The following is a 15,108-nucleotide window of genomic DNA, read 5'->3' as shown; positions in this document are numbered from 1 at the left end:
CGACACCCACGTTGTCGCAGTCACCACCGATCCACCTCCGAGTCCCCACCGGATCAGAGTGCGTCGGACCACAAGGACTCAGCGGGAGGGAACGCGATGAGCGGACCGTGGGACAGAAAGAAGTCCTCGACAGTCACCGAGCCGCTCGGCGAGGCGGCTGCACTGGGCGCCAAGGTTCAGTCGACGAGCAAGCCGGTCAAGATCTGGGCGATCATCGGAGCGCTGATCCTCGCGTTCCAGGTCTACATCTGGGTTCGGTGGGCAATCGGACCGCACTTCGAACGGGTTCCCACCGGCCCCAGCGATCCGCCGACGTGGATGAAAACGATCCTCATCGTGTGGACGACCGTGATCCTGATCGGTTGGCCGATCGGCGTCTACTACTTCATCATCCGGCCGTGGCGGCGCGAGCGGCGCATCACTCTCGACGGCATGCTGCTCGTTGCCTGCGGACTGCTGTTCTTCCAGGATCCGCTGCTGAACTACTTCAACACGTGGAGCACGTACAACACCTGGATGTTCAACCGCGGCTCCTGGGTTGCCGAGATCCCGGGCTGGCGATCGTATTCCGAACCCGGCGCGATGATGGCCGAACCGTTGCTCATGAATGCCGCCGGATACTCCTACGGAGTGCTGCTGTGCACCATTCTCGGCTGTTGGATCATGCGCCAGGCCAAGAAGAAGTGGCCGAATATCAGCAATATGGGGCTGATCGGGGTGCTCATCGTCTGGACATTCTTCTTCGATCTCGTCATCGAGGGCATGTTCCTCATGCCGATGGGACTGTTCACCTACCCCGGCGCCATCCAGTCGCTATCGATCAATGCCGGTACCTACTACCAGTGGCCCATCTATGAAGGGCTCATGTGGGGAGGCGTACAGGCGGGTCTGTGCTCGTTGCGCTACTTCACCGACGATCGCGGTCGCACCTTCGTCGAACGCGGCCTCGAGAAGATCCAAGGCGGTTTCGCCAAGCAACAAGCCACGCGTTTTCTGGCGATCTTCGCGGCATGCAGCATGTTCTTCTTCGTCTGCTACAACCTGCCCGCGCAGTGGTTCGCGATGAACGCCGATCCGTGGCCCGAGGATATCCAGAAGCGTTCCTACTTCGACATGGGCATCTGCGGCGAAGGCACCGACCGGCTCTGCCCTCATCCGATCCTGCCGATCCCCGGCAAGGACACCGGCTACATCGATCCGGAAGGCCGACTCGTCCTGCCCGAGGGCGAGAAACTACCGGAAATCGTCCCCTTCGAGCGAGGAAATTGAGATGTCGATCAGTCAAGCCGATAAGGTACTCGCCGAACTGGATGCGCCGTTCTACCGAGCGGTCGGTGACGAGGTGGAAGTCTTCCAGGCGGCGGCTCGGCGTGGTTCGCCTGTTCTGCTCAAAGGTCCGACCGGGTGCGGCAAAACCCGATTCGTGGAAACGATGGCTCATGGACTCGGCCGTGAACTGATCACCGCCGCGGGCCACGAGGATATGACCTCGGCGGATCTGGTCGGACGGTTCCTGCTCAAAGGAGGGGAAACGGTCTGGGCGGACGGGCCGTTGACCCGGGCCGTGCGCGAGGGCGCCATCTTCTATCTCGACGAGGTCGTCGAAGCCCGCCAGGACACGACCGTGGTTATCCATCCGCTCGCCGATCACCGCCGTGAGCTACCGATCGACAGACTCGGCACGACATTGCGCGCGGCGCCCGGTTTCCAGCTGGTGATCTCCTATAACCCCGGCTACCAGAGCGTCTTGAAGAGTCTCAAGGAGTCGACCCGTCAGCGTTTCGTCGCCATCGAACTGGACTTCCCGCCTGTCGATATCGAGACCGAAGTGGTCACCTACGAAGCCGGGATCCCACCCGAGACCGCGAGCGCCCTGGTAAAGGTCGGTCGCGCTATTCGCACTCTCGACGGGTCGCCGCTGCGGGAAGTGGCCTCCACCCGGCTGCTGATCCTCGCCGGCGGCCTGGTCGCGGAAGGACTGAGTTTGCGCAGTGCCGTCCAGTCGGCCGTCGTCCAGGCTCTCTCCGACGATCCGGACGTGGTGCGCGCGCTCGGTGAACTCGTCGACGCGGTCCTGCCACGAGCATGAGCGCTTCCGATCCGAACAGTCCCGAGCGGTTTCGACTGCTCGGCACCTTCCTCGCGGGCCGATCCGTCGCCATCGTGGAGGCGCCGGGAGACCAACCAGCTCACACCGACGGCCGGGCGATTTTCGTCTCGGCGGGCCGCCCGCTCGCCGAGCAGCGCCGCGAGATGGTGGTCCAGACCGCATTACTCGGCGCAGGGAGTCTGGACCAACACTTGGTGAAGACCTTTCGGGCACGTCCGGCGACAGCGCGCAGGTATCTGGCGCTGGAAGGTCGGCGAGTGCTCGCCGACCTGGCCGGACGGATTCCCCTCGCGGCCACCCTCGACCTCGACGAACCACCGAGCACTTCCGACGCCGAACAGTCACTTGCTGTGGCAGTCGGTCGTGGGCCTGTCACCGACCCACCCGAGTGGTTCGGTGTCATCAAAGCCTCCCGACTGTTGGGCCCCACCAACGCCCCGGGAGGGCGGGCCACCAACAAAGAGCTGCGCTTGGATTTCGATCCCATCGACCTACCCGAGTCCGACGACGAAGACGAAGACGGCGGAGATACCGAACAGCCCGGGGGCAGCAAGATCCTCAAACTGTTCGAGAACCCGCTGTTCAACTCCAAAGCACTGTCGGACCAACTGCGCAAGTTGTTCGGCAACTCCCGCTCTCCGGGCGACGGCGCCGCGGGTGCGGAGATGCAGGTCCGCGCTGTACGCCGAGTGCAGCGAGTAGGACCGAACGCCCAGCCTCTGCCCACCCGTATCCAATTCACCGACGACGGCAAGCCAGGCACCGCCCTCGGAGTAGGCGGCGCCTTGCATCCGGAATGGGATGTACACAACAACCGCTACCGACCGGACTGGTGCCGAGTCATCGACTTCCCGCTGACAGTCGCTGCCGACATCTCCGCCGCGGGTATTCCGCCCGACGACGTCCTGCGGCGGCGCCTGTCCCGTATCGGACTGGGTCCCAAGGTGTTGCGTCGCCGTCCCGACGGTGACGAGCTCGATATCGAGGCGCTCATCGATCTGGTCGTCGATCTGCGCTCTGGATACTCTCCACCGGAAAACGTCTATCTCGAACATCGGAAACTCGAACGCAATCTCGGCGTGCTCGTCCTGCTCGACGCCTCGGGATCGGCCACCGACACCGACACCGACGGTTTGGCGGTCCACGACCATCAACGACGCGCGGCAGCCACACTCGCGCTGACCCTCGAAGAGCTCGGTGACCGTGTCGCGGTCTACGCGTTCCGGTCCCAGGGTCGACACGCTGTCCATCTGCCCGCGATCAAAACGTTCGATCAACGTTTCGGCGCCCTCGGGCGCGCCCGCCTCAATCAGCTGCAACCCTCGAACTACACGCGGCTCGGCGCCGGTATCCGCGGGGCGGGAGAAATCCTCAAAAACGAAGCGGGAACACAGAACCGGCTCCTGGTCGTCCTCTCCGACGGCCACCCGTACGACGACGGATACGAGGGCCGCTACGCCGAAGCCGACGCCCACAAGGCACTCGAGGAACTCCGCGCCGACGGCGTGGCCTGTCTCTGCCTTTCCATCGGCGCGACGACCACTACCGACGCACTCGCCCGCGTCTTCGGCTCCGCCAGCCATGCCAGCGCGACCACCCTGTCCGAACTGAGTCCTCGAATGGACGAATTGTTCCTTTCGTCCTTGAGAGAACTGGCTGCACCCCAACCGCGCTAGGGACAGATACGCGCAGGCGAACCCCCTCGGCACCCACGTCGAGGGCCGATCTGTCGTGCGCACCCCGTCGACGCCGATCACATCGAGACCGAACAAGGGAGGCTCATAGTGACATTCGATGAGACCCCGACTATCCACCCGACCACGCCCACCGCGGTCGCCGAGATCAAGGACTGGTCGAAGGATTACGCCCGGCGACACCCGATCGCGTCGCTTCGGACCGTCGGACGGCAGGTCGCACTCGGCCGACAGGCTTTCCGCTATCTGTTCACCGACATCGCCGCACGTCGTTTTCCCTTCGACGAGTTCGTCACCCAAGCGGTGTTCATGATCAAGACGTCGCTGCTACCGACGATCGCGGTGGCAGTGCCGATCAGCGCGACACTGTCGATCCAGTTCGGTCTGCTGGCCGGGCAGGTCGGTGCCACCGCATTGGCCGGGGCGGCAAGCGGACTGGCGGTGATTCGGCAATCCGCGCCACTGGTCACCGCCATTCTGCTGGCGGCAGCGGTGGGTTCGGCGTTGTGCGCCGACCTCGGTTCCCGCAAGATCCGCGACGAGATCGACGCCATGGAGGTCATGGGAGTCTCGGTGCTGCGCAGGCTCGTGGTACCGCGATTGGCCGCGGGCATTGTCATCGCCATGGCGCTCACCAGTGTCAGTTGTTTTGTCGGATTCCTCGCCGGCTATCTGTTCAACGTCTATGTCCAGGACGGAACACCGGGTAGCTATATGGCGACCTTCTCCTCCTTCGCGACCGCGGGAGACCTGTACCTCGCCATGGCCAAGGCCGCGGTATTCGGGGTCATCGTCGTCGTGATCGCGTGCGAGAAGGGCCTGAACACGCGAGGTGGCCCGGGCGGTGTCGCGAACTCGGTCAATGCCGCGGTCGTCGCGTCCATCGTCGTGCTGATGGTGGTCAATCTCGGTTTCACCCAGATCTACACCATGCTGTTCCCGAGGACGACCCTGTAATGGCCACCATCTATCGCCCGCCGGGAGTTCGGGCCGTGATCGCGGTAACGCGTCCACCGTGGCACGGCATCATCCGACTCGGGCACATGTTCACCTTCTTCATGCGCGCCGTGACCGCCATCCCGGTGGCGCTGCGGAACTACAGGAAGGAATCGTTGCGGATCCTGTCCGATGTGACATGGGGCAACGGCTCGCTCATCGTCGGCGGCGGAACGGCGGGGGTGATGATCATCCTGGGAGCCGCGGCCGGGGGCATCGTCGGTATCGAGGGATTCAACGCGTTGAAGCTACTCGGAATGCAGCCCGCCACCGGGATGATCGCCGCGACCGCCGCGACTCGCGAACTGGCTCCGATCATGGCCTCGATCGCGTTCGCCGCGCAGGCGGGATGTCGATTCACCGCACAGCTGGGTGCGATGCGGATCTCCGAGGAAATCGACGCCCTCGATTCGATCGCGATCCGCCCCGTTCCCTTCCTCGTGTCGACACGGTTGATCGCCTCCGTCGTGGCGGTGATTCCCCTGTTCCTGGCCGGATTGGCCGCGGACTACCTCGCGGTGAAGCTGTTCGTCGGATTCGTCGGTGGTCAATCGTTCGGCACCTACGACCACTACTTCGATCTGGTGCTCAGCGGCACCGACATCGTCTACTCACTGCTGAAAGCGATCGTGTTCGTCATCGTCACCACGACCATCCAGTGCTACTACGGCTACTACGCGCGCGGAGGGCCACAGGGAGTCGGCATCGCGGCCGGTCGCGCGATGCGCGCGAGTATCACCGTGATGATCTCGGTCAACCTGCTGATGACCTTGGCACTGTGGGGATTCGACGCCGGTTCGAGGATAAGCGGGTGACGCGATGACGATAATCTTCGAATCCGACGACAGGCATCTGAGCAATGCGGGCCTGTTCGTGCGCGGACTGGCGGTTCTGGCGGTGATCACCGCTACCGCCACGGCGATGATCGCCCGGTCCGAAGGCGCGTTCACCGACACTGTCGCGGTCACGGCGATGCTGGTCGATGTCGGCGACGGCCTCCCCACGAGATCCGACGTCAAGTACCGCGGTGTCCTGGTCGGCAGCGTGCGGGAGGTGGTGCCCGCGGCCGGCGGCGGACCCAACACGGTGCGCATCGACCTACTGCCGGACCATGTCGCCGGGATTCCCTCGACCGTCACCGCACGGGTGGTCCCGAGCAACGTATTCGCTGTTCCCTCGGTACAACTCATCGACAACGGTCCCGGTGCCACGCTGTCCGACGGCGCCTCGATTCCGGAGGATCACAGCCGCGCCAGCGTGCAGTTGCAAACCTCTCTGACCGCGTTGAGTCACATCGTCGCCGCCGTCGGACGCCCGGATTCCGACCCCACCGTCGGCATCTTCGAAACCCTCGAACGAGCGACCAGCGGCCGAGGCCGAGATGCGCTGGCCGCCGCGACCCAGCTCGAGCGAATCGTGCGCGCCTACAACGCGGAGACGACCACCGACGACGAGTACTCCTTGCTCACCGGCCTGTCGGAAGCGGTGCACGGGCTGCAACAATCCGCCCCCGACCTGCTCGCCGCGCTACACGAAGCGGTCGGACCCATGCGCAGCGTGGCCCAGCAGCGACTTCGTCTGGCGCAGTTGCTGACCGGCGCCGACGCGACCACCGCAACCGTCGGCACGGCGATGACCAATCGCACCGACACCCTCATCGACCTCAACAGCAGAATGGGACCGGTCCTGCAGATTCTCGCCGCGGGAAGCCCCAACTTCGTGCAGATGACCACCTCACAGACCCGCGTCGCCAGGGTGTTCGCCCACGATTTCTGGAACACCGACAACCAGAGCGGCACCGCCAAGGTCATCGTCGAACTCACCCCGCACAAGCAGTACACCCGCACCGACTGCCCCCGCTACGGCGAGCTCGCGGGAGCGAGTTGTGAGAACGGTCCGACCGCGGGCCCTCCCGTGATCGGCGCGCTCGACGGTCCGGTCAGCACCGCCGAGCAACGACAGCGTCTTGCCGAGCGCCTCGGCCTACCACCCGAATCCGTCGGTTTCGCAGAGCTTTTCGGCTTGACAGGCCAGGAGCCCGCCGCCCCGGGCACTACCGGTGCGCCGGATACCGCCCCGACGAGCTCTCCGGTACCGACAGCGGGAGAACCACGATGAAACGAAGCCGTGAACTCGTCGGCCTGACCGCCTTCCTGCTCGTCGCCGCCCTGCTCACGTGGATGGTCCACGTGACGCTGCGACGAGATGTCACCGGCGACACCCACACCTATTCGGCGATTTTCACCGACGTCTCCGGACTACGCGTCGGCGACGACGTCCGGGTCGCCGGAGTGCAGGTAGGCCGCGTCGACGACATCCAGGTCCACGGGCCGCAGGCCGAGGTCGGCTTCCGGTTGCGCCGGGACCAGACCGTGTACGGCAACACAGTCGCTTCGGTCACCTACCAGAATCTGATCGGACAGCGCTACCTCGGACTGAGCCTGTCCGACGTCGGCGAACAGGCTCCGCTGCCACCCGGCGCGCAGATCCCCCTCGAACAAACTCGAGCGTCTTTCGATCTCTCCGGGCTGCTCAACGGTTTCCAGCCGTTGTTCAGCACTCTCGATCCGAACGACGTCGACAACCTGACCTCCGCGCTGATCCGCGCACTACAGGGCGACGACGGCGCGGTCGCCGCGCTGATCACCCAGACCGCGACGCTGGCGCAATCCTTCGCCGGACCCGACCAGATCCTGGGCACACTCATCGACAACCTCTCGGTCGTCATGAGCACGCTGGCCGGTCAGAGCGCCGGGATGCAGACGACAATCACCCAGACCCGCAAGATCTTCGACGGACTCGAAACTCGCCGCGACACCCTGATCGAGCAGACCAGCCGAATCGCCACGGTCCTGTCGGACGCCGCCACCGTCGTCGACGGCGCCGCCCCGGCACTGAGCGAGTTCGTCCGCCGCGAACCCGGCTTCGCACACCACTTCGTCGACGGCCGGGACCGTTTCGCCTACCTCGGCTTCAATCTTCCCCTGCTGCTGGAAGCCATGGTCCGGGCCACCGACAGCGGCGCCTTCGTCAACGCCTACGTCTGCGATATCGAATTCAGCGTCGTCCCGGGAATCGACCCGGTGATCTCCCGGATCCTCGCAGGCTCCTCCCCCACCGGCCGTCCCCAGAACTCCGCGATCTGCAGGTAGAACGATGATGAGACAACTACGTGCCCTCACCCGCGGACGCTCACGGACCGGCCGAGACCACGTCGACACGACCGACACGGACACGTCGCTGCGTCTCGGGATCACCGCCGTCGGCGCGGTGGTACTGGTACTGGTCGCGATGGTCGGAATCAACTCGCTACACCTGGGTTCACGCACCTGCCGAGCCGATTTCGCGCAGGCCGCCGGACTCGGCGCGGGCGACGCGGTGACCTGGGCCGGAATCCCCGTCGGCTCGGTGACCAGCACCCGACTGGCCGGTGACCACGTCGAAGTCACCATGACGATCGACAACGACGACGTCACACTCGGCGCGGACACCGAAGCCGCGATCAAACTCACCACACTGCTCGGCTCCCGCTACGTCGAACTGCGCTCCAGCGGCACCGGAGAACTGCCGGACAATCGGATTCCGCTGTCCCACACCACTGTTCCCTACGACCTGGAAACCGCGCTACAAGACGCCACCACCACCTTCGACCAACTCGACGCGGACCAGATCGCCCGGTCGATGGCCTCGCTCTCACGCGGACTCGACGGCGTGCCGTCGCTGATCCCCGGCATCCTGCGCGATATCCGATCCCTCTCGACCGTCATCGCGCAGCGCCGCGACCAGATCGGCGCGCTGCTCACCAGTACCGCTCGGGTCAGCACCGTCATCGGTGAGCAGCAAGCCGATCTGGCCGCCGTGATCGGCCAGGGCCGCACCGTCCTGCAGCAGATCAACGCCCGCCAGGACGCGCTGCGCCGACTACTCGAGGCGACCACCTCCCTGGTACAGCGACTCGAACCGATCGTGGTCGGTGAGCACGCCGAAATCGAACAACTACTGACCGATCTACACGACATGACCGCGATGATCGCCGGCCACGACGATCTGCTGCGCAACATCCTGCAGATCCTCCCGGTTCCCTGGCGGCTTTTCGCCAATGCCACCGGCACGGGTGCCGAGCTGAACGCCAATGCCCCCGATGGAGCCTTCGTCGACTCGTGGATGTGCGCGTTGAGCGCCGTCGCCGCAGGCCGCGCCCCCTACCTCCAGGACTGTCGATGAGCGCCACCCTGTCCACTCTCAAGCTGGCCGTGCTCGCACTGAGCGCGGCATGTCTGGCCGGATGCTCGTCCGGTCCCGGCGCCGACACCACCACGATCACCGCCCGATTCGCCAACGCCAACGGACTCTACGAAGGCAACTCGGTCTCGGCACTCGGGATGCGTGTCGGCCGGATCGTCCGCATCGATGCCCGCGGCACCGACGTCGAGGTCGAGATGGACATCGACAACGGAATCCGGCTACCCGCCGACGTGCAGGCGGTCACGGTGTCGGACTCGATACTCACCGACCGCCATATCGAACTCACCCCGATCTACCGAGGCGGTCCCACCCTGCCCGACGGGGCGACGCTCGACACCACCCGCACGAAAACCCCGGTCGAATTCGACGCCCTGCTCTCGATGGCACAGAAGCTGTCCACCTCCCTGTCCGGTGACGGCAACGGCTCGGGCCCGATCGCCGATCTGATGAACCTGGGTGCGGCGGCCACCAGTGGAAACGGCGACGACATGCGAGCCGCGCTCGGTGAACTCTCCCGCGCGCTGCAACTCGGCCAGGACAACGGCGCCGCCACCCGCGACGCGATCACCACCGTCGTCACCAACCTCGACTCCCTGACCGACGCAGCCGCACGCAACGATCAGACGCTCCGCCAATTCGGCTCCGCCGTAGCACAACTCAGCGACTTCCTGGCCCAACAGCACTTCGGAACAGGCGAGACCGGTGCCGCGCTCAACCGGATCATCACGCAGGTCACCGACCTGCTCCAACGCCACCGGGGCACCATCGCCGGCCTCACCGGCAACGCCGACACCCTGGCGACATCCCTGGCCGACTACGACTACAACCTCGCCGACTTCCTGGACGTATTCCCCCTGGTCACCGATAACGCCTACAACGCGATCGATCACAACGTCGGCGCACTGCGTGCCGCGGTCGATGTCAACAGACTCCTGCTCGACGGCCAGATGGTCAAGGAAATCTGTAATCTGTTGCAGCTCAACAGTCTCGGCTGCGCCACCGGCACCATGCGGGATATGGGACCGGATTTCGGCATCACCGCCATCCTGACGGGACTCGCGGAAAAGAACAGCCGATGACACGACCGACGCGTGCGATATTCTTCGCCGCAACCGCCGCCACGCTGGCACTGTCCGTCACCGGATGCGCCGCCGGACTCGACCGACTGCCGCTGCCCGCCCCCGGACTCCGCGGCGACACCTACACCCTGACAGCGACATTCGACAACGCACTCAACCTACCGACCAAAGCGAAAGTCAAACTCAACGGCGCCGATATCGGACAGGTCGACTCCATGTCCGCCCGCGACTACACCGCCGTCGTGACGATGCGAATCAACTCCACCGTGCGCCTGCCCGAAGGCACGTCGGCAGAACTGCGATCGGCCACGCCGATGGGCGATGTGTTCGTCGCCATGAAACCGCCCCCCGCCGCCGAGGCCGGCACCGCGACGCTCGGCGAGGGCGGCGCGATTCCCCTCGAGTCGACCTCGGCCGCGTCCACCATCGAGGAAATGCTCACTCGCGCATCACTTCTGGTCAGCGGCGGCACCATCGACTACCTCACCGAGGTCATCGCCGCGCTCGGCGAGCACGTCGGCGGCCGCGGCGAACGACTCGCGGCGCTACTCGACCAGACCCGGACCCTGTTGGGCACCCTCTCGGCCCGGTCCACGCAGATCGGCGACGTCCTGCGCTCCGCGGCCGACCTCAGCGCGACCGTCGCCACCCAACGCGCCACCCTCACCGACACCGTCGCCGCGGCCGGACCCGCCATGGAAGTCCTCGCCGAGAACACCGACTCGTTGCTCACCCTCGTGGACCGCATCGACGTGATCACCGCACAACTGGCCAGGTTCCCCAGCATCCAGGGCACCAACGACACCAGCATGGCGGCCAATATCAATCAACTGGCCGCGGGCCTCAACGCCGCGGCGCTCAATCCCGAAGCCGACCTCGACGAACTCAACACCATGCTGGGAATCGTGATCAAGATGATCAGCGGCCCCAACGGCCACGTCGACGTGGACGTCACCCAGGTCGCGGTCGGCGCTGTCCCCGACCCCGGATTCCCCGGAACCCCCGGCGGCAGGCTCCCCGACGTGACGGACTGGACCGCCTTCGTCGGCTCGCTGCAGCACATGCTCGATCGACTGGGTAACCGTCTGGAAGGCACGCCGCGATGACCACGACGATCCACCGAAGCCCTTGGGAGGCGCCAGCTCGCCTGCTTCTGGGTGTCGTTGGCCGCGCCCACCGCCACCGAATCGCCGTGTCGTTGCTCGGGTTGCTCGCGATCCTCGGCAGCGCCGGCGGGTATCTGCTGCTGGGCACCCTCGACATCGATCCGCTCGACGACCCGTATCGGGTGCACGTGGAACTGGAGCGATCCGGCGGGCTACTCCCGGGGCAGGATGTCACCCTGCGCGGAGTTCGCGTCGGACGCGTCGAAACCGTCGAGGTCGCCGGTGACAAAGTGGTCGCCGTCGCCGCCATCGACGAAGACGTTCGCATCCCCGCCTCCGGTCAGGTCCGCGCCGCCGCTCTGTCCGCTGCCGGTGAGCAGTACCTGGACTTCCTCCCCACCACGAATGACGGCCCCTATCTCACCGACCACGCTGTCATCACTTCCGACCGCACGACCACCCCCGTTCCGCTCTCGGACATGCTCGAAAGCCTCAGTGCCACACTCGCGCAGATCGATCCGGCGCGGCTCACGGCGATCTCCCGGGAACTCGGTGTCGGTCAGGCCGGCCCCGACAAACTGGCGACGATCATCGACGGCGGCACATTCCTCATCTCGACGCTGGACGCGACCCTCCCACACACGGTGAACCTGCTCCACAACAGCAGAGTCGTCCTGACCACCCTGACCGACGGCCGGCACGCACTGCGGTCCACCTCGGCCGACCTGTCGACCACACTCGCCGGGGTGTCCTCGATGACCGGTGGTTTCGAACAACTCGTCACACAGACACCGCCGATGCTGTCCACGCTCGACGTCCTGCTCGCCGAGAACTCACCGACCATGGTCCAACTGCTCGGCAACCTCGTCACCGTCTCCCAGGTCGCCTACTCCCGAATCCCGGCGCTGAACGAGTTCTTCTTTCCCCAACAGCGAAACGGCTCGGCGCTCGACGCGGTGACCTCGGCATTCCACGACGGCGGCGTCTGGGCCCTGGCCAGCATCTATCCCCGCTACGCCTGCGACTACAACCTGCCACGCCGTGCCGGATCGGCGCCCGACTACGCCCCGCCCTACCTGCACGCGGACTGCACCGACCCCGACCCCACGCTGATGCCACGCGGAGCCCGCAACGCCCCCCGCCCCCTCGAGGAGCCCGTACCCCGGCCACCGGTCACCGATCCACAGCGGACCGCAGACCCGGCACCGATCGGCCCCCTGTCCATCCCCACCCCCTACGGCGGACCCCACGCCCCGGTCCCACGGTGAAGCAGGCATCGCCGGCTGTGGTTGCTTCGACAGCGACAGGGGCCGAGATATTCTCATGACCGCTCGAATCGCACCTACACCAACGGTTCTCGCCGATCGAGGACGACCGCGAAAATCAATGCTCGTTCGCGAGCAGCAACTCAACGGACTCCTTCGAGTCGCGCTGAAGACGATCGCGATCCACGGCCCGTCGACGTCCATGGACGATATCGCGAGAGCGGCCGGCATGAGCAAACCGCTCATCTATACGCTGTGCGGATCGAAATCCGGATTCTCGGCCGCCATGGTCGATTACGTCTTCGGTGACATGCTTTCTACGATTGCCGGCTCGACCGAAGAATTTCCGGTCCGACTGACACAGGCCATCGACGGAATCGCGACCGCGGTAGCGCACAATGTGGATGTGTATCGGTTTCTCGTAGACAGACACACGCTGGCGAATCAACCTTTGTTAACCACACTGGCACCGCTGATCTCGAAAATTTTCGAGGTCGAGAAAACACCCGCCGAGATCGGAATCACCCCGGTACTCGCGATGATTTTCAGTGGACTCGAATGCTGGATCCTGGACGAGAACCGCATACCGCAAAACATCTTCGTCGAGAGAATGACGAAGATGCTGTCCACCGCGCTTGCCTAGGTCGAACCGGAAGATCAGAACAGTGATGACGCGCCCGGTCGACCGGTATCGGTCACGCACGGAATTCGAGATAGGTCGACTTCTCCCGTTGCTCGGGGTCGTCGGCGATCGCACGCGCGAAAGCCGCCGGATGCGGCACCGACAGCGCGGTGACCGAGTCGATCCGTTCCGGGTGATGAGCCGCGGTCGCCCACGCGACGACCGCACCCCGGTCATGGCCGACCAAATGCACAGTATCCAGGAACAACTCGTCACAGAAAGCAAGGACGTCGCCGAACAGTTCAGCCGAACGATAGTTTTCGACTCCGGCAGGTCGGGCGCCGCGCGAGTAGCCGCGCTGATTCGGCGCCCACATCGACACACCTTGGGTAGACAAGCAATCGGCGACTCACCGCGCGCCCGTGACCGGTGCCGCGAGCCGCTGCTCGTGCACTATTTGCTGTAGTTTGTCGATGGTCTCGTCCAATCCGGCTCCGCATCGCGGACCGGGGGTGAAGGTCGCGGGAAGTTTGCGCATACCTTGGATCAGGCCGATGGTTTCATAGTGGACCGCACCTTCGGGGTCGCAGTGGAAGTCGGGCATGCGATCGAGCACTGCGATCAACATCCGTTTGAACACCGTTCGTGCCACGTTGGACCCGATGCATCGGTGGATACCGAGCCCGAAACTCAGATGTCGGTTGCCTTTCCGATCCAGCACGACCTCGTTCGGGGACGAGAAGACGGTGGCATCACGATTGGCCATCGCCCAGGACAGCCATAGTCGCTCACCTTCCTTGAACTGCTGACCGGCGACCTCGCAATCTTCGGCGATGGTGCGGCCGTCCCCCGGCGCGGGAGTGAAGTATCGCAGGAACTCCTCGGTTGCCGAGTTCAGCAGGGTCTCGCGTTCCCGACTGAGAGTTTCACGGTCATCAGGGTGCTGCGACAGCCATTCCAGCGAATGGGCGGTCAGTGCCGTCGTCGTGTCGAATCCCCCGCCGATGAGTAGTCCGAGTATGCCGAGAAGGTCGATCTCCTCGGGTTTGTGGCCGTCGATCTCCATGCGCGCCAAAGCATCGATCAACCCGGGGCGTGGATCGTCGCGTATCTCGTGCAGATTGGACATCAGGTCCATCCCCATCTCCATGTTGAGGTTCTGGACTCGTTCACGATCAGGTGAATCCGGAGGGGTGTAGACCGCGGCGTGCGCCGGCTCGTTGTAGACCGCCCACTTCCGCAGCGGGATGCCCAGCATGGCGAGTGTCAGGACGGCCGGAACGATATTGGCCAGATCGTCGACGAAATCGATCCGCCCGGATTCGATCCGCTCATCCAGGCAAGCCCGCACTATCTCATCGATGAACGGCTCCCACCGAGACACCGCACTCGGCGACAGATACGGGTTGAGTACGGCACGAAAAACCCGATGCTCCGGGTCGTCCATCTCGAGGATCCCGTTGCGTAGGGGTATGACCGGCGCGCTGTAGGGGATCGTGATCCCGAGATAGCCGCGACGCTCGTTCTTGTAGTCCCGATCGTTGGAAACGTGTGGGCAGCGGGCGAGCTCGAACACTTCACGATTGCCCGCGGCGACCCAGTGTCCATCGTAGGTATCACTCCACGCTATCGGACACTTCGCGTGCATCTCCTCGGTGATCGCCTCGAACCGAAAGCGATATTCGGGTGTGTGGCGGTCGAACTGGTAGCGGCTCCGCTCACGATGCGGCTCCATCGACCAAGGGTTCGAACTCACTTCTACGTCCTTTCGAGAGGCCCGATCGTCTGCTTCCGATTCGAAGGTGACGCACGAAAACTCTTGCGGCCGAGCTTCGTACCGCCCTCGCGACTCGGCGCGAGACAGAGGGAGTCCGAATCCCGCGCGAGGTATGTTCCGCTCCCACCAACTTGCTATCCGATCAGGATGTCAGAGTCTATCAGGACACTCAGATACTTTGTAGTATATCAATGTGGCTCCGGTATCGCGGGGG

Annotated in this window: 14 protein-coding genes; 12 read left to right on the top strand and 2 right to left on the bottom strand. The window is 64.7% G+C overall.

Going from position 1 to position 15,108, the window contains the following annotated elements; translation table 11 throughout:
- Positions 1-96 precede the first annotated feature (96 nt).
- The 12 genes from DAT37_RS18590 to DAT37_RS18535 all read left to right on the top strand — a co-directional run bounded on the left by DAT37_RS18590 (position 97) and on the right by DAT37_RS18535 (position 13,138).
- On the top strand, positions 97-1,269 hold the full coding sequence (locus DAT37_RS18590) for a spirocyclase AveC family protein (RefSeq protein WP_109526016.1): 1,173 nt from the start codon (positions 97-99) through the stop codon (positions 1,267-1,269).
- 1 nt (position 1,270) lies between these two features.
- On the top strand, positions 1,271-2,089 hold the full coding sequence (locus DAT37_RS18585; protein WP_109526015.1) for a CbbQ/NirQ/NorQ/GpvN family protein: 819 nt from the start codon (positions 1,271-1,273) through the stop codon (positions 2,087-2,089).
- Positions 2,086-3,786, top strand: coding sequence for a nitric oxide reductase activation protein NorD (locus DAT37_RS18580; protein ID WP_109526014.1), 1,701 nt, complete (start codon positions 2,086-2,088; stop codon positions 3,784-3,786). The genes DAT37_RS18585 and DAT37_RS18580 overlap by 4 nt, the downstream gene beginning before the upstream one ends.
- Before the next feature lie 108 nt (positions 3,787-3,894).
- Positions 3,895-4,761: an MlaE family ABC transporter permease gene (locus tag DAT37_RS18575; RefSeq protein ID WP_109526013.1), complete on the top strand. Its 867-nt coding sequence runs from the start codon at positions 3,895-3,897 to the stop codon at positions 4,759-4,761.
- Entirely contained in the window at positions 4,761-5,615 is an 855-nt protein-coding gene (locus DAT37_RS18570) for an ABC transporter permease (RefSeq protein ID WP_109526012.1), read from the top strand. The genes DAT37_RS18575 and DAT37_RS18570 overlap by 1 nt, the downstream gene beginning before the upstream one ends.
- 4 nt (positions 5,616-5,619) lie before the next feature.
- Positions 5,620-6,918, top strand: coding sequence for an MlaD family protein (locus tag DAT37_RS18565; protein ID WP_109526011.1), 1,299 nt, complete (start codon positions 5,620-5,622; stop codon positions 6,916-6,918).
- Positions 6,915-7,952 (top strand): MCE family protein, encoded by a 1,038-nt coding sequence (locus DAT37_RS18560; RefSeq protein ID WP_109526010.1) that lies wholly within the window; start codon positions 6,915-6,917, stop codon positions 7,950-7,952. The genes DAT37_RS18565 and DAT37_RS18560 overlap by 4 nt, the downstream gene beginning before the upstream one ends.
- A 7-nt stretch (positions 7,953-7,959) precedes the next feature.
- Complete coding sequence (locus DAT37_RS18555) at positions 7,960-9,024, top strand: MCE family protein (RefSeq protein WP_109526009.1); 1,065 nt, start codon at positions 7,960-7,962, stop codon at positions 9,022-9,024.
- Positions 9,021-10,124, top strand: a complete 1,104-nt coding sequence (locus tag DAT37_RS18550; RefSeq protein WP_198654327.1) for an MCE family protein — start codon at positions 9,021-9,023, stop codon at positions 10,122-10,124. The genes DAT37_RS18555 and DAT37_RS18550 overlap by 4 nt, the downstream gene beginning before the upstream one ends.
- The gene (locus DAT37_RS18545) at positions 10,121-11,230 is read left to right on the top strand and encodes an MlaD family protein (RefSeq protein WP_109526008.1); all 1,110 of its coding nucleotides are present in this window, start codon (positions 10,121-10,123) and stop codon (positions 11,228-11,230) included. Before DAT37_RS18550 ends, DAT37_RS18545 begins: the two co-directional genes overlap by 4 nt.
- 86 nt (positions 11,231-11,316) lie before the next feature.
- Positions 11,317-12,498 carry an MlaD family protein gene (locus DAT37_RS18540; RefSeq protein WP_232839830.1) on the top strand — a complete coding sequence of 394 codons (1,182 nt, stop codon included), beginning with the start codon at positions 11,317-11,319 and terminating at the stop codon, positions 12,496-12,498.
- A gap of 55 nt (positions 12,499-12,553) precedes the next feature.
- A complete protein-coding gene (locus DAT37_RS18535) occupies positions 12,554-13,138 on the top strand; it encodes a TetR/AcrR family transcriptional regulator (protein ID WP_109526006.1) in 585 nt (194 codons plus the stop codon).
- A 52-nt stretch (positions 13,139-13,190) separates the two neighbouring features.
- On the opposite strand, the gene DAT37_RS18530 is transcribed toward DAT37_RS18535, so the two are convergent.
- Both DAT37_RS18530 and DAT37_RS18525 read right to left on the bottom strand, forming a co-directional pair.
- Positions 13,191-13,514 (bottom strand): alpha/beta fold hydrolase, encoded by a 324-nt coding sequence (locus DAT37_RS18530; protein WP_269814783.1) that lies wholly within the window; start codon positions 13,512-13,514, stop codon positions 13,191-13,193.
- Between the two features lie 12 nt (positions 13,515-13,526).
- Positions 13,527-14,873 carry a cytochrome P450 gene (locus DAT37_RS18525; RefSeq protein ID WP_408637417.1) on the bottom strand — a complete coding sequence of 449 codons (1,347 nt, stop codon included), beginning with the start codon at positions 14,871-14,873 and terminating at the stop codon, positions 13,527-13,529.
- Positions 14,874-15,108: the final 235 nt, after the last annotated feature.

The organism is Nocardia aurea (assembly GCF_003123685.1).
Lineage (GTDB): Bacteria > Actinomycetota > Actinomycetes > Mycobacteriales > Mycobacteriaceae > Nocardia > Nocardia aurea.
The sequence above is the reverse complement of the archived record's forward strand: the minus strand, read 5'-3'. Positions and strand labels throughout refer to the sequence as shown.

Bases quoted from the DNA above. Each gene is read 5' to 3' on its own strand.
- DAT37_RS18545 (WP_109526008.1), top strand. From the start codon at position 10,121: ATGACACGACCGACGCGTGCGATATTCTTCGCCGCAACCGCCGCCACG.
- DAT37_RS18560 (WP_109526010.1), top strand. From the start codon at position 6,915: ATGAAACGAAGCCGTGAACTCGTCGGCCTGACCGCCTTCCTGCTCGTC.
- DAT37_RS18550 (WP_198654327.1), top strand. From the start codon at position 9,021: ATGAGCGCCACCCTGTCCACTCTCAAGCTGGCCGTGCTCGCACTGAGC.
- DAT37_RS18535 (WP_109526006.1), top strand. From the start codon at position 12,554: ATGACCGCTCGAATCGCACCTACACCAACGGTTCTCGCCGATCGAGGA.
- DAT37_RS18570 (WP_109526012.1), top strand. From the start codon at position 4,761: ATGGCCACCATCTATCGCCCGCCGGGAGTTCGGGCCGTGATCGCGGTA.
- DAT37_RS18555 (WP_109526009.1), top strand. From the start codon at position 7,960: ATGAGACAACTACGTGCCCTCACCCGCGGACGCTCACGGACCGGCCGA.
- DAT37_RS18590 (WP_109526016.1), top strand. From the start codon at position 97: ATGAGCGGACCGTGGGACAGAAAGAAGTCCTCGACAGTCACCGAGCCG.
- DAT37_RS18565 (WP_109526011.1), top strand. From the start codon at position 5,620: ATGACGATAATCTTCGAATCCGACGACAGGCATCTGAGCAATGCGGGC.
- DAT37_RS18580 (WP_109526014.1), top strand. From the start codon at position 2,086: ATGAGCGCTTCCGATCCGAACAGTCCCGAGCGGTTTCGACTGCTCGGC.
- DAT37_RS18585 (WP_109526015.1), top strand. From the start codon at position 1,271: ATGTCGATCAGTCAAGCCGATAAGGTACTCGCCGAACTGGATGCGCCG.